18 protein-coding genes are annotated in these 18,035 nt (G+C 71.1%); 4 read left to right on the forward strand and 14 right to left on the reverse strand.

Annotated elements, in window-relative coordinates; genetic code table 11:
- Window positions 1-98 precede the first annotated feature (98 nt).
- The 4 genes from rlmM to FZO89_RS17975 form a co-directional block, all read right to left on the reverse strand.
- Window positions 99-1,199, reverse strand: coding sequence for a 23S rRNA (cytidine(2498)-2'-O)-methyltransferase RlmM (gene rlmM, locus FZO89_RS17960; RefSeq protein WP_149104831.1), 1,101 nt, complete (start codon window positions 1,197-1,199; stop codon window positions 99-101).
- A gap of 81 nt (window positions 1,200-1,280) precedes the next feature.
- Entirely contained in the window at window positions 1,281-1,862 is a 582-nt protein-coding gene (locus tag FZO89_RS17965) for a nucleoside deaminase (RefSeq protein ID WP_149104832.1), read from the reverse strand.
- On the reverse strand, window positions 1,859-2,248 hold the full coding sequence (locus tag FZO89_RS17970) for a hypothetical protein (RefSeq protein ID WP_262378787.1): 390 nt from the start codon (window positions 2,246-2,248) through the stop codon (window positions 1,859-1,861). The genes FZO89_RS17965 and FZO89_RS17970 overlap by 4 nt, the downstream gene beginning before the upstream one ends.
- Entirely contained in the window at window positions 2,248-4,008 is a 1,761-nt protein-coding gene (locus tag FZO89_RS17975; RefSeq protein ID WP_149104834.1) for a glutamine--tRNA ligase/YqeY domain fusion protein, read from the reverse strand. Before FZO89_RS17975 ends, FZO89_RS17970 begins: the two co-directional genes overlap by 1 nt.
- 376 nt (window positions 4,009-4,384) lie before the next feature.
- Between FZO89_RS17975 and FZO89_RS17980 the strand changes: the two genes are divergently transcribed.
- Window positions 4,385-6,451, forward strand: coding sequence for a GGDEF domain-containing protein (locus FZO89_RS17980; protein WP_187471249.1), 2,067 nt, complete (start codon window positions 4,385-4,387; stop codon window positions 6,449-6,451).
- An 88-nt stretch (window positions 6,452-6,539) separates the two neighbouring features.
- Window positions 6,540-7,187, forward strand: a complete 648-nt coding sequence (gene msrA / locus FZO89_RS17985) for a peptide-methionine (S)-S-oxide reductase MsrA (RefSeq protein WP_149104836.1) — start codon at window positions 6,540-6,542, stop codon at window positions 7,185-7,187.
- Between the two features lie 80 nt (window positions 7,188-7,267).
- Here the strand turns inward: msrA and FZO89_RS17990 are convergent, their stop codons facing one another.
- From FZO89_RS17990 to ahpC, 5 genes are all read right to left on the reverse strand, one after another.
- The gene (locus FZO89_RS17990; protein ID WP_149104837.1) at window positions 7,268-7,915 is read right to left on the reverse strand and encodes a hypothetical protein; all 648 of its coding nucleotides are present in this window, start codon (window positions 7,913-7,915) and stop codon (window positions 7,268-7,270) included.
- 6 nt (window positions 7,916-7,921) lie between these two features.
- Window positions 7,922-8,329, reverse strand: coding sequence for a nucleoside diphosphate kinase regulator (gene rnk, locus FZO89_RS17995; RefSeq protein WP_149104838.1), 408 nt, complete (start codon window positions 8,327-8,329; stop codon window positions 7,922-7,924).
- A 146-nt stretch (window positions 8,330-8,475) separates the two neighbouring features.
- Window positions 8,476-9,426: a LysR substrate-binding domain-containing protein gene (locus FZO89_RS18000; protein WP_149104839.1), complete on the reverse strand. Its 951-nt coding sequence runs from the start codon at window positions 9,424-9,426 to the stop codon at window positions 8,476-8,478.
- An 83-nt stretch (window positions 9,427-9,509) separates the two neighbouring features.
- Window positions 9,510-11,099 carry an alkyl hydroperoxide reductase subunit F gene (gene ahpF, locus FZO89_RS18005; protein WP_149104840.1) on the reverse strand — a complete coding sequence of 530 codons (1,590 nt, stop codon included), beginning with the start codon at window positions 11,097-11,099 and terminating at the stop codon, window positions 9,510-9,512.
- Between the two features lie 173 nt (window positions 11,100-11,272).
- The gene (gene ahpC / locus FZO89_RS18010; RefSeq protein ID WP_149104841.1) at window positions 11,273-11,836 is read right to left on the reverse strand and encodes an alkyl hydroperoxide reductase subunit C; all 564 of its coding nucleotides are present in this window, start codon (window positions 11,834-11,836) and stop codon (window positions 11,273-11,275) included.
- 414 nt (window positions 11,837-12,250) lie between these two features.
- Between ahpC and prmC the strand changes: the two genes are divergently transcribed.
- Both prmC and pip read left to right on the forward strand, forming a co-directional pair.
- A complete protein-coding gene (gene prmC / locus FZO89_RS18015) occupies window positions 12,251-13,096 on the forward strand; it encodes a peptide chain release factor N(5)-glutamine methyltransferase (RefSeq protein ID WP_149104842.1) in 846 nt (281 codons plus the stop codon).
- Between the two features lie 134 nt (window positions 13,097-13,230).
- On the forward strand, window positions 13,231-14,172 hold the full coding sequence (gene pip, locus FZO89_RS18020) for a prolyl aminopeptidase (protein WP_149104843.1): 942 nt from the start codon (window positions 13,231-13,233) through the stop codon (window positions 14,170-14,172).
- 51 nt (window positions 14,173-14,223) lie between these two features.
- Here pip and FZO89_RS18025 read toward each other — a convergent pair whose 3' ends face one another.
- From FZO89_RS18025 to FZO89_RS18950, 5 genes are read right to left on the reverse strand one after another with little or no spacing between them, the layout of a single operon-like run.
- Window positions 14,224-15,096 carry a transglutaminase-like domain-containing protein gene (locus FZO89_RS18025; protein ID WP_149104844.1) on the reverse strand — a complete coding sequence of 291 codons (873 nt, stop codon included), beginning with the start codon at window positions 15,094-15,096 and terminating at the stop codon, window positions 14,224-14,226.
- A 45-nt stretch (window positions 15,097-15,141) separates the two neighbouring features.
- On the reverse strand, window positions 15,142-15,924 hold the full coding sequence (locus tag FZO89_RS18030) for an N-formylglutamate amidohydrolase (RefSeq protein WP_262378788.1): 783 nt from the start codon (window positions 15,922-15,924) through the stop codon (window positions 15,142-15,144).
- Between the two features lie 7 nt (window positions 15,925-15,931).
- Window positions 15,932-16,486: an NUDIX hydrolase gene (locus tag FZO89_RS18035; RefSeq protein WP_149104898.1), complete on the reverse strand. Its 555-nt coding sequence runs from the start codon at window positions 16,484-16,486 to the stop codon at window positions 15,932-15,934.
- A 29-nt stretch (window positions 16,487-16,515) separates the two neighbouring features.
- On the reverse strand, window positions 16,516-17,454 hold the full coding sequence (locus FZO89_RS18040; protein WP_262378789.1) for a 5'-3' exonuclease: 939 nt from the start codon (window positions 17,452-17,454) through the stop codon (window positions 16,516-16,518).
- Window positions 17,451-18,008 carry a nitroreductase family protein gene (locus FZO89_RS18950; RefSeq protein ID WP_316247560.1) on the reverse strand — a complete coding sequence of 186 codons (558 nt, stop codon included), beginning with the start codon at window positions 18,006-18,008 and terminating at the stop codon, window positions 17,451-17,453. Before FZO89_RS18950 ends, FZO89_RS18040 begins: the two co-directional genes overlap by 4 nt.
- Window positions 18,009-18,035 lie beyond the last annotated feature (27 nt).

Genomic DNA, 18,035 nt, shown 5'->3' on the forward strand with positions numbered 1-18,035 from the left:
GGGCGTCGGCGCGGGTGGGGCAGGTCGCGGGCGACGGCGCCCGCTCCGCACGGACGTCTTGCGCCCCGGCCTGGCGGGGTGATCGTCGTGCGACGGGCTCAGGTCGTGGACAAGCGCCGGGCGTGGACCGTGATTTCCTCGCGGTCGTGGTAGAGCTGGCGCGCGCGCAGCGCGAGCGGCACGCCGGCGGCCTCGGCGAAGGCATCCAGGCTGTGGCGGGTTTCCAGCCAGCGCTTCTTCATCGGCAGCTTGAGGTTGAAGATCGCCTGCCGGCACCAGCCCTCGCGGAACCATTCGCCCATGCGGCGCGCGACCCGGGCCGGCTGCTCGACCATGTCGCAGACCATCCAGTCCAGCGGGCGTGCGGGGTGCCAGTGGAAGCCGTCGGCGCGCAGGTGTTCGACCAGGCCGGTCTCGAGGACGTGCGGTCGCAGCGGGCCGTTGTCGATCGCGATCACGCGCAGGCCGTGGCGCGCCAGCACCCAGGTCCAGCCGCCCGGCGCGGCGCCGAGGTCGGCCGCGGTCATGCCGGGGCGCAGCCATTCGCGTCGCTGCGCCTCGTCGAGCAGGGTCAGCAGCGCTTCCTCCAGCTTCAGCGCCGAACGCGAGGGCGCGTCCGCGTGCAGCCTGAGCCGCGGCACGCCGAGCGGCCAGGGGGCGCTGTTGGCGGGATCGGAGTCTGCGAGCAATGCATGGTCGCCCGCCACGAAGCACACGTGCAGGCGCGGCAGCCGCGGGTCGTCCGACGCGGCGAGCAGGCCACGCTTGCGCAACACCGGGCGCAGCGCGTTGCCGAAGCTGCGCGCCAGTCCCGAGAGCGGCTTGCCGGCGTCGGAGTCGGGATGCTCCACCCAGAGCTCGCCGTAGCGCGTCACCTGGACCCGGTGTGCGGATGGACTCGCAGGCGCGTCGACCGCGACCCGCGACGACTCGATCGCATCGAGCATCGGCGCGATCCGGTCGCGCGGGTCGAGATCGCGCAGCTCCGCGAACAGCCGCAGCGACTGCCTCGCGAATACCAGCGTGCGCCACGGCAGGCGCGTCGCCATGGCGGGGTCGTCACCGAGGAACAGCACATGGCCGTCGCCGCGGGTGGCACGGGCATAACCGGGGATGCCCGCTTCGGCGGCGCGCTCGCCGAGCTCGGCTGCGAGATCGGGCTCGAAGCCGGCGCGGCAGTAGCACAGCAGGCCGTTCATGGCGCGGTTCGCACGCTGCGTCCGTCGCCCGGATCCAGGGGCGAAGGTGGCGCCGCGACTGCGATTGCGACGCCTGCGGAGTCAGTAGCGGCGCGCATCGGACTGCCCGTAGCGGCGCAGTACCTCGCGCGCGGCGTCGCGATGCAGGTCGCGCACCACCTCGATCCCGCGGCGCTCGAGTTCGCCGACCCAGTCGGCGGGCAGCGGGCCCTCGTCGAACTCGGTGAGCGCTTCCACGTCTTCCGAGCGCGCACCGATCAGCAGGCGGTCGATCCCGGCCCAGACGGTGGCGCCATAGCACTGGCAGCAGGGTTGCGACGAGGTCGCCAGCACGTAGCGGCCGACGATGTTGTCGTCGAGGTCGCGGTTCATGCGCGCGCGCTGCAGCCGTTGCTGCGCCAGCATGCAGGCCATCGTCTCCGCATGCGCGACCGAGCAGTGCTGCGGCAGCACGCGGTTGACGCCGACCGAGACGATGCGGTCGTTGGCGGCGTCGAACACCACCGCGCCGAACGGACCGCCGCTGCCGGCCTCGATGTTGAGGCGCGACAGCTCGATCGCCAGCGCGACCTTCGACTCGTCGCCGGGATAGGCGTGCCCGGTGTCGACCTGGGCGTGGACCCATTCGGGCAGCGAGAGGGCGACCTGGACGTGCAGGCTCATCGATCCACCCGGATCGGCCCGTCCACCGCCTGGCAGCGCCCCTGGACGCAGTCGCAGGCCTGGATGTCCTTCCATCCGCACACGGACGACATGCCGCTGCGCTCGCATTGCGCGCGCACCGCGTCGGGATCGATCGGACTGTCCTTGTTGACGCAGGCCGGGAAGTAGCCGCAGCAGTTGCCGACGTTCTTCACCGCGCAGTCGCCGGCGATGCGGCAGGAGGCGTCCGGTACGCCGGGCGTCGCGGGCAGTGCGGGCGATGTCACGGGTGGCGCGGGGTCGCCGGGCGTCCCGGACGGGACGGACGTCGCCCGCGGCGCGCAGGCGCTGGCGCCCAGCACGAGACACAGGGCGAACATGACGCTGCGAAGGCGCATCGCGGGCATCAGGCCTTCGCCGCCCAGGTGTCGCGCAGCGAGACGCTGCGGTTGAACACCGGCGCATCGGCACGATGGTCGCGGCGGTCGGCGACGAAATAACCGAGCCGCTCGAACTGGAACGCGGTTTCCGGCGCCGCGGCCGCGGCCGCGGGTTCGACGTATCCGCGCACGGTGCGCTTCGAGTCCGGGTTGAGGTGGTCGCGGTAGCTGCGGCCCTCGCCTTCGTCGTCGGGATCGGCCTCGGAGAATAGCCGGTCGTACAGGCGCACCTCGGCCTCGACCGCATGCGCCGCGCTCACCCAGTGGATGGTGCCCTTGACCTTGCGGTTGGCGCCGTCCATGCCCGGACGCGAATCGGGATCGAGCCAGCCGCGCAGTTCGACGATGTTGCCCGCTTCGTCCTTCACCACCTCGTCCACGCGCGCAATCCCGGCGCCGCGCAGCCGTACCTCGCCGCCGGGCACCAGCCGCTTCCAGCCCTTGGGCGGAACTTCGGCGAAATCCTCGCGCTCGATCCACAGCTCGCGCGAGAACGGCACCTCGCGCGTGCCGAAGGATTCGTCCTTGGGATGGTTGGAGAACGCCAGCGTCTCGGCGTGGCCCTGCGGCAGGTTCGCGAGCACCAGCTTCAGCGGATCGACCACCGCCATCCGCCGCGGCGCGCGCGCGTCGAGGTCCTCGCGCAGGGCGCCTTCCAGCACCGAGAAGTCGATCGTCGAGTTCTGCTTGCTGATCCCCACCCGGTCCACGAACAGGCGCAGCGCCGACGGCGTGTACCCGCGCCGGCGCAGGCCCTGCAGGGTCGGCATGCGCGGATCGTCCCAGCCCTCGACCAGGCCCTCGCCGACCAGGGCGACCAGCTTGCGCTTGCTCATCACCGTGTAGTTGATGTTCAGTCGCGAGAACTCGATCTGGCGCGGCTTGGCGGCCTCGTTCGGCAGGCCGCGGGCCAGCAGCGGCGCCAGCAGTTCCGGCGAGCCGGCCAGGTCCACCCGGTCCACGCACCAGTCGTACAGCGGCCGGTGGTCCTCGAACTCCAGCGTGCACAGCGAATGGGTGATGCCCTCGATGGCGTCGCCCAGGGAATGGGCGAAGTCGTACATCGGGTAGACGCACCAGCCGGCGCCGGCGATCGGGTGCGGCATGTGCTTGATCCGGTACAGGGCCGGGTCGCGCAGGTTGATGTTGCCGCTGGCCATGTCGATCTTCGCGCGCAGGGTGCGGGCGCCATCGGCGAACTCGCCGGCGCGCATCCGCGCGAACAGGTCCAGGTTCTCTTCCACCGACCTGCCGCGGAAGGGCGAATTGCGCCCAGGTTCGGTCAGGCTGCCCCGGTATTCGCGCACCTGCTCGGCGGTCAGGTCGCAGACGAAGGCGTCGCCCTGGCGGATCAGCTTCTCCGCGGCGAGTACGTAGACCTCGAAATAGTCCGAGGCGTGGCGCAGTTCGGCCCACTCGAAGCCCAGCCAGCGCACGTCGTCCTGGATCGCGCGCACGAACTCCGGATCTTCCCGGGCCGGATTGGTGTCGTCGAAGCGCAGGTTGCAGACCCCGCCGAACTCCCGGGCGATGCCGAAATCCAGGCAGATGGCCTTGGCGTGGCCGATGTGCAGGTAGCCGTTGGGCTCGGGTGGGAAGCGGGTGCGGATGGATGCGTGGCGGCCGGCCGCGAGGTCGTCGCGGACGATCTGGCGGATGAAGTCGTGGCGGGTCGCGGCCTCGGGGGGCGTCAGGGGAGCGCCGGCGGCCGGTTCGGGTGGGGTCATGGCGCACGTGGGGGGCAAAAACGACAGTGTAGCCGAGCACCCGCGGGGGCCTCTCGCAAGTCTGCATGGCTGCTGCGTGACCGATAATGTGATGTGCGGCAGAATTTGTCGGCACGGAACTTGCTCGGGAAGGCACAGGAGGGCCGGATGTCAGAGGGCAGCCACATCGCCGGGTACGCGCCCGCGCCGTCGCCGTGTCGACCGGCGCCGGAGCGGCCTGTCGCGCGCGCGACGAGGGCGCGGGGAGGGTGTCCTGAGCACTAGCCCGCGCCATGCCGAAGGCGGGCGCCACGACGGCCTGATCGCGATCTGCCTGGCGCTCCTGCTCGGGCTGGTTGCGGTGGCGGTGGCTGGCGGACTTCCCGAGACCTCCGGCGTGCAGGTCTCCGTCGTCGCGCTGCCGGACGGGTCGCCGCCTGCGGTCGCCGCGGAAGTCGTGCAGGCCCGCGACGCACACGGCGTGGCCCTGCTGCGGTTCGAACTGCCGCAGGACGGCACCGGCTCGCGCTGGGTGGTCCGGCTGCAGCGCGAGGCGGTGGAGTCGGTATGGCTGCAGCGCGACGAATGGCGCAGCCCCGCGCTCGGGTTCTTCGCGCCCGAAGCCGAGGCGGGCGCGCTGCCCAGCAGCTTCCTGTTCGCGCTGCCGGCGGACTGGGTCGGTCCGGTGGAGGTCGAACTGCACTCGCTGGGCAACGCGCGCCGTGTCCTGCACCCGCAGGTGATGCGCGAGGCGCAGGCCATGCGGCTCGAACAGCACGGGGTCGCGGCCAGCGCGATGATCTACGCAAGCCTGTTCACCATCGGCCTGCTGGCGCTGGCGCTGTTCTCGGCTGCGCGCGACCGGATGTTCCTCGCCCTGTTCGCGTTCGCCGGGATCGCGCTGCTGGCGCTTTCCGCCGTCAACGGGCATCTGTACCAGGTGCCGGGACTGCGGGCGTTCGCCTTCTGGCGGGTCCAGGGCGTGATCGCGCTGGTGATGCTGCTGTGCGCGGCGTGGCTGCAGATGCTGTTGCAGTACGCGGGCATGCACCAGGCGCGTTCGCGCTGGAAGCGGGTGGTCGACGGCGTGTCGCTCGCCCTGGTCGTGCTGGTGGCGCTGTGTCTGCTCAACGTCCCGCAGGTGGCGCGGGTGCTGGTGCAGGTGCAGGTCGTGCCGTTCGGCCTCGCGCTGTTGCTGGGGCTGCTGCTGCTGATCGACGCGGTCCGGCGCCGCACGCTGATGGCCTGGCCGCTGGCGGCGCTGGCGGTGCTGACCGTGACCGGCGTGGTGCTGCTGGAGCTTTCGACCCGCGGCCACCTGGTCGACACCATGGTGGTTCGCTACGGCTATCAGCTGGCGATCGTGGTCGGCGTGGCGATCCTCGCGGTGGGGCTGGTCGGCCGCATCGGCGAGTACCGGCACCAGCGCGACCGCGAGCTGCTGGCGCGCGCGGACACCGAACGGCGCATGCAGCGCGAGGCCGCCCGCTCGGACCTGGTCTCCGAGCTGCAGTCGCGGCTGCGCTCGCTGCCGATGGCCGAACTCCAGGCGACGGCGTTCCGCCTGCTGATCGACCGGCTCATGCCGCTGCTGCCTGCCGAACGCTGCATCGTCGCGACCCAGGGCTACCACGGCCAGGACCAGCTCGTGGTGGAACCGGCCGGCGGCCTGGATGCGCTGCGGACGCAACTGGGCCGGCGCCAGCTCGCATTGAAGCGCCAGGCGGCGAACGGCATCGCGCTGCAGCAGCCGGTGACCGAGGAGGGACAGGCGTCGATCGTGGCGATCGAGGCGGTGGTGCCGCTGCAGATCCGCGGCCCGGCGTGGGGCGCGCTGCTGCTGCACCGCAAGGGCGCCGACGGCTTCACCACCGAGGAACTGTCGCTCGCCAGCGACTTCGCGCGGCAGACCCTGCTCCACGTCGACCAGGCGGCCGCCGCGCTCCAGCTCCGGCGCTCGGCCGAACTCGACGCGCTGACCGGCAGTTTCAACCGCCGCACGATCGACCACTGGCTGTCGCGCAGCTTCATCGAAGGCGCGCGCGAGCGGCAGCCGGTGTCGGTGCTGTTCATCGACCTGGACCACTTCAAGTCGGTCAACGACCGCCACGGCCATGCCTGCGGCGACCACTGCCTGCGCGAGGTCGCCCTGGCGCTGCGCGGCGCGCTGCAGGAGGGCGACCTGTTCGGCCGCTACGGCGGCGAGGAATTCATCGTCATCCTGCCCGGCCGAGGCGGCGCGGCGGCGCGCATGGTCGCGGAACAACTGCGCATGGCGGTGGAGAACCTGCGCCCGGAGTGGAACGGACAACCGCTGCGGCTCACGGTCAGCGTCGGCGTCGCCACCCGGCTGGAGCACGAGGACAGCCCGGAGGCCACGCTCGAACGCGCCGACCGCGCGCTGTACTCGGCCAAGGCCCACGGCCGCAACTGCGTTCAGGTGGCGCCGGCGGTGTTCCGCTGAGGCGGTTTCCCGGCAGGCCCGCGCAGCGCGACGGTTGAAGTGGCGCGAGGCGGCCACAGATCAACGCCAGTCCTTCGGAGCGAACACGATGAGCGGAATCGGTGCCTGGAAACAACGGCTGCCGCAGCCTGGCGAGGCGCTGCCCGGGCGGGCGACGCCGATGCCGGTGGGCGAGCGCCACCACGTGCTGGGCACGCCGCTGCGTGACGAATTCGCCGGGTTGTCGCGCGTGCAGTTCGGCATGGGCTGCTTCTGGGGCGCCGAGCGCAAGTTCTGGTCGCTGCCGGGCGTCGTCACCACCGCGGTCGGCTACGCCGGCGGGGAAACCCCCAACCCGACCTATCGCGAAGTCTGCTCCGGCCAGACCGGCCATGCCGAGGTCGTGCTGGTGGTGTACGACGAGGCGAAGCTGCCGTTCGCGACCCTGCTGCAGACCTTCTGGGAAAACCACGATCCCACCCAGGGCATGCGCCAGGGCAATGACGTCGGCACCCAGTACCGCTCCGCGCTCTACTGCGACACGCAGGCGCAGCACGAGCAGGCGTTGCGCAGCCGCGACGCGTACCAGGCGCGGCTGCGCGACGCCGGACACGGGGCGATCACCACGGAGATCGTGTTTCCTGCGCCGGCGTTCCATTACGCCGAGGACGAGCACCAGCAGTACCTGTCGAAGAATCCCGCCGGCTACTGCGGCCTCGGCGGTACCGGCGTGAGCTGCCCGATCGGCCTGGGGTAGGACGGGCAAGCCCGCGACATCCGCCGCCGCCGCGTTCGCCTGTCAGGCAACGCGGCAGCCGGCGCACCGAAAAAAACCGCCTAGGGCACCACCTGCAGCGCGCAGACGTAGACCAGCTCGCAGGCGCCGTTGCCGCTGTCGTCGCGGGTGAGCGAGCTGCGCCAGCGCCAGCCGTCCGGCGCGTCGACCTGCACCAGCCAGCCGTCGATGCGCACGGTGTCGTCGCGGCGCACGCCGCGCAACGCGCGGGCCACCGCGGGTGTCGACGGGATCATGTGCATGTTGGCGCTGCTGCGGACGATCTCCCGCGGCGGCAGCGGCGGGCTGCCCTGCCAGCGGTACCGGTACCAGCGCGAGGACTGCGAGATGTCGAGCCGCGCCAGCACCTCGTCCTCGCGCATGCGATTCCAGCCCAGCGCGAGGTCGGTGGGCGAGAACGCGGCCTCGCGACCGATCGAATAGTCCTCCCTGCGCAGCACCCGCGCCTCGATCCTGAAACCGGCAAGCGGTGTCAGCGCGCCGGCCTCGAGGCGGAAGGGCCCGACTTCGCGCGGCACGCCGGTCTGCAAGGGGATATCGCTGGAGACCACGCCCGGCGGCAGCGGACAGGACGGGTCGGTACCGGCCGCCTGGGCCGGCGCGTCGGGCGTGCGCGGCGAATAGGGCGAAAACCACCAGCCGAGCGTTCCGAGCAGCAGCCCGGCCAGCGCCAGCTTGCGCAGCGCCATGCGCGATCAGCCCGCGGCGTGGACGCCGGTGACGCGCAGGCGCAGCGGCCTGCCCTGGGGCGTGGCCCAGTCGATCGACTGGCCGACCGACAGGCCGAGCAGCGCGCTGCCCACCGGCGCCAGCACCGAGATCCGGCCGGCGCCGGCGTCGGCTTCCTGCGGGTAGACGAGGGTGAGGGTGTGCTTCTCGCCGCTGGTCTCGTCGACGCATTCGACCCGCGAGTGCATGCCGACCACGCCGGCCGGCATGTCCGCGTCGTCGACGATGTCGGCGCGGACCAGCTCGCCGAGCAGGGCCTCCGCGGTGGCGTCGTGCTGCCATTGCGGCGCCTCGAGCATCGCTTCCAGCCGCGCGGCATCGCGGCGCGAGACGACGATCGACGGCGGCAGGCCGCTGGGGGTCTGGTGGCTCATGGTGTTTCGGCTCCGTATCCGGTGCGGGCGGGTGGCGGCCATCGCCCAAAGAAAAACGGACGGCGCGTCCGGCGCGTCGCCCGCTCGTGGTGAGGCCTACCGTAGCGCCCCGGACGCCGGGCTTCAAGGGCGCCGGCAGCCGCGGTTCAGAGCATGTCGGGCGGGGGCGCGGTTTCCGGCGCAGGCCCGGTCAGCGGATTGTCCAGCAGCCCGGGCGGCAGGGCGCGGAAGATCGCCGCAAGCTGCGTGAGGAACTCCGACATCGCCGAACTGCGGCGCCAGAACATGGCGATCTCGCGGCTGGGCTGCGAGTCGCTGAACGACAGCAGCCGGATGTTCTGCGGGTGCGCGACCGGTGGTTGCACGGCCAGCGTCGGCAACAGGGTGATGCCGACGTTCGCCGCGACCATCTGCCGCAGCGTTTCCAGGCTGGTGGCGCGGAACTCGCTCTTCTCCTGTGCGCCCGCCAGCTGGCAGACGTCGAGGGTCTGCCGGCGCAGGCAGTGGCCGTCCTCCAGCAGCAGCAGGTCTTCCCGCGCGAGGTCGTCGACGCTCAGCGCCTTCTGCTTCGCCAGCCGGTGCTGTTCCGGTACCGCGAGCAGGAACGGTTCCTCGAACAGGTATTCGTGGTGCAGCTGGTCGTCGTGCACCGGCAGCGCCAGGATCGCGGCGTCGAGACGGCCATCGCGCAGCCGCGCCAGCAGTTCGTCGCTCTTTTCCTCCACCAGGAGCATCTGCAGGTCGGGGAAGCGCCGACGGATCGGCGGGACCACGTGCGGCAGCAGGTAGGGCCCGAGCGTGGGGAAGATGCCGAGGCGGACGATCCCGGCCTCGGGCCGCTGGCTGCGGCGCGCCGCCTCCTTCATCTGCTCGACCTCGGACACCACACGCCGCGCCCGCTCGACGATCTCCACGCCGATGGGCGTCAGCATCACCTTGCGCGGCGCGCGCTCGATAAGCGACACGCCCAGTTCGTCCTCGAGCTTGCGCAACTGGGTCGAAAGCGTCGGCTGGCTGACGAAGCTGGCGGCGGCGGCGCGGCCGAAATGACGATGGTCGGCGACCGCGATCAGGTACTTGAGGTCGCGCAGGTTCATGCGTCGATGGTCCGGGGGGCGCAGCCCTTTCGAAACCGGCGCAGATCCCCCGCCTCGCGACCGATGACGGGGGCGGTCCGCACTTACGCGGCCTGGGCTTCGGCGGGCGCGACCGGCGCCGAGGCGCGGATCAGGTGGTCGAACGCGGCCAGCGCGGCCTTCGAGCCTTCGCCCATCGCGATCACGATCTGCTTGTACGGCACCGTGGTGCAGTCGCCGGCCGCGAACACGCCCGGCACGCTGGTCTGGCCACGGTCGTCGACCAGGATCTCGCCGCGCGGCGACAGCGCCACCGTGCCCTGGAGCCATTCGGTATTGGGCAGCAGCCCGATCTGCACGAACACGCCCTCCAGTTCCAGCCGGTGCGCATCGCCGCCGACGCGGTCCCTGTACACCAGGCCGGTGACCCGGTTGCCGTCGCCCAGCACTTCGGTGGTCTGCGCCGAGACGACGATACGGACGTTGTCGAGGCTGCGCAGCTTGCGCTGCAGCACCTCGTCGGCGCGCAGCCGGGCGTCGAACTCGATCAGGGTGACGTGGGAGGCGATGCCGGCGAGGTCGATCGCCGCCTCGACCCCGGAATTGCCGCCGCCCACCACCGCCACGCGCTTGCCCTTGAACAGCGGGCCGTCGCAGTGCGGGCAGTAGGCCACGCCCTTGTTGCGGTAGAGCTCCTCGCCGGGTACGCCCATCTGCCGCCAGCGCGCGCCGGTGGACAGCACCACGGTCTTCGACTTCAGCGATGCGCCGTTGGCCAGTTCCACCTCGACCAGGCCGTCGGCGCCGGCGGGCAGCAGCGCGGTGGCGCGCTGCAGGTCCATCACGTCGACGTCGTACTCGCGCACGTGCTGTTCGAGCTGGGCGGCGAGCTTCGGGCCTTCGGTGTGCTGGACCGAGATGAAGTTCTCGATCGCCATCGTGTCCAGTACCTGGCCGCCGAAGCGTTCGGCCGCGACGCCGGTGCGGATGCCCTTGCGCGCGGCGTAGATCGCCGCGGCCGCGCCGGCGGGGCCGCCGCCGACCACCAGCATGTCGAACGGCGCCTTGCCGGCGATCTTCGCGGCCTCGCGCTTTTCGGCGCCCGTGTCGAGGCGGGCGACGATCTGCTCCAGCGTCATCCGGCCCTGGTCGAACGGCGCGCCGTTGAGGTAGATGGACGGCACCGACATCACCTCGCGCGCTTCGACCTCGTCCTGGAACAGGGCGCCGTCGATGGCGACGTGGCGGATGTTGGGGTTCAGCACCGCGGCGAGGTTCAGTGCCTGGACCACGTCCGGGCAGTTCTGGCAGCTGAGCGAGTAGTAGGTCTCGAACAGGAACTCGCCTTCCAGCGCACGCACCTGCTCGATCGCCTCGGCCGTGGCCTTGGACGGGTGCCCGCCCACCTGCAGCAGCGCCAGCACCAGCGAGGTGAACTCGTGGCCCATCGGCAGGCCGGCGAAGCGCAGGTGGATTTCGTGCCCGGGGGAGGTCAGCGCGAAGGAGGGCTTGCGCTCGGCGTCGTCGCGGCGCACTTCGAGCGTGATCCGGTCGGACTGCGCGCGGATGTCCTCGAGCAGTTCGAGCATCTCCTTCGACTTCTCGCCATCGTCGACCGACGCGACGATCGCCACCGGGCGTTGCAGCCGTTCGAGATAGCCCTTGAGCTGGGCCTTGAGGTCGTTGTCGAGCATGGGGACGACTCCTGGGGGAGACAGGCGGAAGCGGATCGGAGCCGACGCGGGCCGTGGCTGGCGGGGCGCGGGGAGGGGAGGCGCCCGGGAGCTGGCTGGGCCGCGCATCGGCTCCGATCCGCTCCCGCGCCGCAGGCTGCGGCACGGGGGCGGGTTGCGACGGGCGTCGCGGGTCAGATCTTGCCGACCAGGTCCAGCGACGGCTTCAGGGTCTTCTCGCCTTCCTTCCACTTGGCCGGGCAGACCTCGTTCGGATGGGCGGCGACGTACTGCGCCGCCTTGAGCTTGCGCAGGGTTTCGGTGACGTCGCGGGCGATGGCGTTGTCGTGGATCTCGACGGTCTTGACCACGCCTTCCGGGTTGACCACGAAGGTGCCGCGCAGGGCCAGGCCCTCTTCCTCGATGTGCACGCCGAAGGCGCGCGTGAGCTGGTGGGTCGGGTCGCCGACCAGCGGGAAGCGGGCCTTGCCTACCGCCGCCGAGGTTTCGTGCCACACCTTGTGCGAGAAGTGGGTGTCGGTGGTGACGATGTAGACCTCGGCGCCCAGCTTCTGGAACTCGGCGTAATGGTCGGCGGCGTCCTCGACCTCGGTCGGGCAGTTGAAGGTGAAGGCGGCGGGCATGAAGATCAGGACCGACCACTTGCCCTTGAGGCTGGCGTCGGTGAGTTCGATGAACTCGCCGTCCTGGTAGGCGGTGGCCTTGAACGGCGGGATCTGGGTGTTGATCAGGGACATGGACGACCTCTGGTTGATGGAGGAGGGTGGCGGGACTCGATCGGCAGCGCCGGATCGACGAAGAAATGATAGATCGAGTCTATTGATAAGTGAAATTGACTGAAAGTATATTATCAATAGTTATAATCAATCGAAAAACATGGCATCCGGCGGTTCCGCCCGCGTCGATGTGCTTGCAAACGTTTTTGCGCTGCAGCATATTCAACCCATGCGCTGCAGTCTGGCGCGGTGGCCGGGAACGGCGCCGGCTGGGGCAGCGCAGGGTTTCGGACCAGGGTCGACGACTCCGGTCCAGCCGAGTTCCGTATCCGTTTCCTCCCTCCCACACGTGGTACGGAATCTTTGAAGGCGGCTTCGGCCGCCTTCATTTTTTTGCGCGTCGTACCCGCCCATGCGACCGGTACGATGCCTCCGATGAATGACGTCCCCGGTCCTGCGTCCACCGTGCGCGGCCTGCTCCACGCGGTACGCGGGAGGGTCGAGCCGGCCGAGGCGGAAATCCTGCTGGCGCACGCCCTCGCCAAGCCGCGCGGCTGGCTCTACGCCCATGCCGGCGATCCGCCCGATCCGGCGGCCGCGACCCGCTTCCAGGACCTGGTGGCGCGCAGGCAGGCGGGGGAGCCGGTCGCCTACCTGTGCGGCCGCCGTGGCTTCTGGACGCTCGATCTGGCGGTGACGCCGGACACGCTGGTGCCGCGGCCGGAGACCGAACTGCTGGTGGAACTGGCGCTGGCGCGGTTGCCTGAGGATCGCGAGCTGGAACTGGCCGACCTCGGCACCGGCAGCGGTGCGATCGCGCTGGCGCTGGCGAGCGAACGCCCGCACGCCCGGGTCGCCGCCACCGATGCCAGCGCCGCCGCGCTCGACGTCGCCCGCGGCAATGCCCGCGATGCCGGCCTGGCGAACGTCAGCTTCCACTCCGGCGACTGGTTCGGCGCGCTGCCTGACCGGCGCTTCGCGCTCGTCGCCAGCAATCCGCCGTACATCGCGCAGGGCGATCCGCACCTGTCGCAAGGCGACCTGCGCCATGAGCCGGCGATGGCCCTCGCCTCCGGCGTCGACGGGCTCGACGCGATCCGCGTCATCGCCCGCGACGCGCCCGCACACCTGCACCCGGGCGGCTGGCTGCTGCTGGAACACGGCCTGGCGCAGGGCGACGCGGTGCGAGAGTTGCTGGCTGCCGCCGGGTTCCGCGATGTCGCCACGCACCCAGACCTCGAGCAGCGCGATCGCGTGAGCCTTGGCCGCATCCCGTCGTGAGTCGTGAACCGGGGACGTGGCGAGCGCGGCTCGCGGCTCGCGCCCGATGCCGGCCCGCCCCGCGCGGGGCGCACGCCGACGCTGCGGGTGAAGGGAGCGACTAGACTGTGTCCACATTCTCTCGAGGCGAACGCATGCGCACGCTGTATCCCGAGATCGAACCGTTCGACACCGGCACGCTGGCGGTGGACGCGCGCCACACCCTTTACTACGAGCAGTGCGGCAACCCCAGGGGCAAACCCGTGGTACTGCTGCACGGCGGCCCCGGCGGCGGTTGCAACGCGAAGATGCGCCGCTTCCACGATCCGGCGAAGTACCGCATCGTGCTGTTCGACCAGCGCGGCGCCGGGCGGTCCACCCCGCACGCCGACCTGGTCGACAACACCACCTGGGACCTGGTGGCCGACATCGAGAAGCTGCGCGAACTGCTCGGCATCGAGCGCTGGCAGGTGTTCGGTGGCTCCTGGGGCTCGACCCTGGCGCTGGCCTACGCGCAATCGCATCCGCTGCGGGTGACGGAGCTGGTGCTGCGCGGGATCTTCATGCTGCGCCAGTGGGAGCTGCGCTGGTTCTACCAGGAAGGGACCTCGCGGCTGTTCCCCGAGGCCTGGGACCAGTACATCGCCGCGATCCCGGAGGACGAACGGCACGACCTGATCCAGGCCTTCCACCGGCGCCTGACCTCCGACGACGAAGCCACCCGGCTCGCGGCCGCGCGCGCGTGGAGCGTGTGGGAAGGGGCGACCTCGTTCCTGCACGTCGACCCGGATTTCGTCAGCGGCCACGAGGATCCGCGCTTCGCGCTCGCCTTCGCCCGCATCGAGAACCATTACTTCGTCAACAAGGGCTTCTTCGAGGTCGACGACCAGCTGCTGCGCGATGCGTACCGCATCGCCGGCATCCCGGGCGCGATCGTGCACGGCCGCTACGACGTGGTGTGCCCGGTGCAGAACGCCTGGGACCTGCACAAGGTGTGGCCGAAGGCGGAACTGGCGATCACGCCGGCGTCGGGGCATTCGGCGTTCGAACCGGAGAACGTCGACGCCCTGGTGCGTGCCACCGACCGCTTCGCCTGACCGCCTGCAGCGCCGCGACAGCGCCGGGCGCTGCAGCATCCCGCCGGGCCCTCAGCCCGTCAGTGCCACCGGCGCGATCGACGGCGTCGGCGCGGCGATCCTCGGCGAGAGCGTCGGATCGTCGGTTTCGTCGGTCCAGACATCGAATCCCAGCAGCTCGTTGGGCCCGAAGGTATTGCTGATGGCGACGTCCGAGGCGTCGCGACCGCGTGCGATCAGCACCCGGCCGATGCGCGGGGTGTTGTGGCGCGCATCGAAGGTGTACCAGCGCCCGCCGAGGTAGGCCTCGAACCAGGCCGAGAAATCCATCGGCGCGTCCACCGGCGGGATGCCGATGTCGCCCAGGTAACCGGTGCAGTAGCGCGCCGGGATGTTCATGCAGCGGCACAACGTCACCGCCGAATGGGCGAAGTCGCGGCACACGCCACGTCCGTCCTGCAGCGCCTGCGCCGCGGTGCGGGTGGCGTCGGCATGGAGATAGCCGAATTCGATCCGCCGATGGACGTAGTCGCAGATCGCCTGCACCCGCGCCCAGCCGGTCGGCGTGTTGCCGAAGGTGTCCCAGGCCATCTGCGACAGCCGGTCGGTCTCGCAGTAGCGGCTGCCGAGCAGGAACAGCATCGCCTCGTCCGGCAACTGGTCGACCGGGGTCTCGGGTGCGTCCCATGCGACCGGATCGGGCAGCCCGCTGTCGCGCACGATCGCATCCGCGCTCACCTTCAGGGTGCCGGCCGGCGCCACCAGGCGCACGCAGATGTTGCCGAAGCCGTCGCGATACTGCCGCAGCGGCACCTCGGGCGTGGTGCGGAACTCGCTGGCGACGACGATGTCGGTGCGGCGGGATTCGTGGATGTTGAGCGTCAGCACCATCGGCGTGGGCTGGGGAAGGCCATAGGTGATGGCATGGCCGAGGCGGATCAGCATGGCCTGATGGTCCGGACGTGGCGGCTCAGGTTATGCGCAAACGCCTCACGGCTTCGTGATGAAGCCCGGTTCCAGGCGCGCCAGCAACCGCGCCAGCCGTTCCGCCCAGGCGTCCTGCCCGTCCGCGTCCGCGATCAGGTCCTGGCGGATCTCGAGTTCGACGTGCGCCAGGCCGCGGCGCTCGCCATGCACGGGGATCGCGTAGTCGGTGGCATCGCTGACCGAGTAGGGCTCGTTGTCGCCGACCACCAGGTCGCCTTCCGCGCGCAATGCCTGCAGCAGCGCATGCGCCAGGCGGGCGTCGCGCTGGTACAGCACGCCGGCGTGCCAGGGACGCTCGCGGCCGTCCATCGACGGGGTGAAGCTGTGCATCGCGACCAGGATCGCCGGCCGGTCGGCGCCCCCGCGCTGGTCGAGTTCGGCCTCGATGCGGGCGTGGTAGGGGACGAAGATCTCCTCGACGCGCTGCCGGCGCTGCTGTGGGTCGAGGCCCGCATTGCCGGGCACGACGGTGCCGTCGCTGGCCATGGCGATGGATCCGGGCGCGTCCAGCGGACGGTTGCAGTCGATCACCAGGCGCGAATAGGCCTGCAGGATCGCGCAGGCGTCGAGCCGCTCCGCCAGGCGCGCCGTGACCCCGGCGATGCCGATGTCCCAGCCGATGTGTCGGTCGAGTTCGGCCCGCGGCAGGCCGAGATCGCGCAGGCGCGCGGGCACGGCCTGGCCTGCGTGGTCGGCGATCAGCAGCCAGGGCGAGCGGCCAGCCGCTCGCAGCACGGTGACCGGGGGCGGATCGGCGGGCCCGAGCAGCGCAGCGGTGGACGTCACGGACGGATCATCCACGCGGCGAGCCGTCCGGGTCGTGGTCGATCATCCACAGCCCGGCCCAGAGCTTGAGGTCGAGCTCATAGCCTTCGCGGTGCTTCTGCATCAGCCAGGCGGGCGCCTGCGCGCGCGGAACTGCGTGGACGATGATCGACTCGTCGTCCACGCCGCCACCGTCGCCGACCTTCCTCAGGTCGAGCGCGCGTGCGAAGGCGATGCGTTCGTTGCTCATGCCGGAGGAGGTGGGCCCGACCAGCAGCACGTCGACGCGCCCGGCCTCCCAGCCGGTCTCCTCTACCAGTTCGCGCCGCGCCGCCGATTCCAGCGTGTCGTGGCTGTGGTCGTCGCCGACCAGGCCGGCGGGCATCTCGATCGTGCGCGCGCCCAGCGGCACGCGGTACTGGTCGACGAACAGCACCTCGTCGTCGGGCGTGACCGCGATCACCAGCACCGCCAGCCCGTCGCGGCCATGGGTGCGCTCGCACGATTCCCAGTGCCCGCGCCGGACCAGCCGCAGCCATTGGCCCTGGTACAGCAGTTCCGCGTCTTCGTGTGGCTGGTCCATCGCCGGATGGTAACCCCGCTTCGTGGCGCTCATGCCTGGGGCGTGTATTCGAGCCCGGCCGCGGCGTGCAGGCGGCGTCGGGTCAGCGGACCGAAGCGCAGCTGCTCGCAGAGAGCGGCGATCGCGGCGGCATCGGCGCCGCCGCGCACGAACACCGGCGCGGCCACGCCGAGCGGCGCATCGAACGAGATCGTGGCCAGTTGCCGGCACAGCAACGCCTGCTCGCGGTGCAGGCGCAGCCTGGCGGCGGCCTGCGCGGCGCCGCGGAAGCGCAGGAAGGGAACCTCGTCGATCCGCGCCAGCAGCGCATCGAGGCTGCCGAAATGCCCCAGCAGCACCGCCGCGGTCTTGGCGCCGATGCCGGGCACGCCGGGGATGTTGTCGATCGCGTCGCCGCAGAGCGCCAGGTAGTCGGCGATCTGCCGCGCCTCCACGCCGTGTCGCGCCTTGACCCCGGCCGCGCCCCAGCGCTGGCCGCGGGCGAAATCCCATTGTTCGTCGTGCAGGTCGAGCAGTTGCGAGAGGTCCTTGTCGGCCGAGACGATCACGCCGCGATGCCCGTGCGCGCGGGCGTGGTGCAGCGCGCTGCCGATCAGGTCGTCGGCCTCGTACTCCACGTGCGCGAGCACGTTCAGGCCGAGCGCGGCCGCCAGCGCCTTGCAGTGCGCGAACTGGCGCTTGAGTTCCTCGGGCGCGGGCGGACGGTTGGCCTTGTACGCAGGGTAGAGCGTGTTGCGGAAGCAGCTGTCGAGCGCCTCGTCGAAGGCGACCGCGATGTGCCGCGGCCGTTCGCGTTCCAGCAGTTCGAGCAGGAAGCGCGCGAAGCCGTGCACGGCGTTGGTGGGCCGGCCGTCGGCGTCGCGGAACTCGTCGGGCATGGAATGCCAGGCCCGGAACACGTACAGGCTGGCGTCGACCAGGTAGAGCGGCACGGCGGCGGCGGTCGCCGTCCCCTGGACTGCGCTCACAGGACCAGCTCGGACAGCAGCGTGCGCGGATCCGGGCGCTCGCGCTCGGGCGCCTCCAGGCTCGGCGTGCCGATGTGGATGAAGCCGGCCACGCGCTCGTGCGCGGCCAGGCCCAGCAGGCCGCGGGCTTCGTCGTCGTAGGCAGGCCAACCCGTCAGCCAGCAGGCGCCGAACCCGAACGATTGCGCCGCCTGCAGCAGCGCGAAGCAGGCGCAGCCGGCGGTGAGCAGGCGTTCCTGGTCCGGGATCTGGGCGTCGTCCGGATCGAACACCGCGACCACCACCACCACCAGCGGCGCGTGGCTGAAGCGCTGCCGGTCCTTGTCGATGGCCGCCTCGCCGGCCCCCGGGTCGCGCCGCCGGGTGATCGCGGCCAGGGCCTCGCCGAGCGCCGCGCGCGCCGGCCCGGCGATGCGCAGGAACCGGAACGGGACCCGCTTGCCGTGGTCGGGCACCCGCACCGCCGATGCCAGCAGGCGGTGCAGGGTGGCGTCGTCGGGCCCGGGCTCGCCCAACTGGCGCGCGGGCACGGATCGACGAAGGTCCAAGGGAATCGACTGGGTGTCGGAGGTATTTGCGGA

The organism is Luteimonas viscosa, assembly GCF_008244685.1.
GTDB lineage: Bacteria > Pseudomonadota > Gammaproteobacteria > Xanthomonadales > Xanthomonadaceae > Luteimonas > Luteimonas viscosa.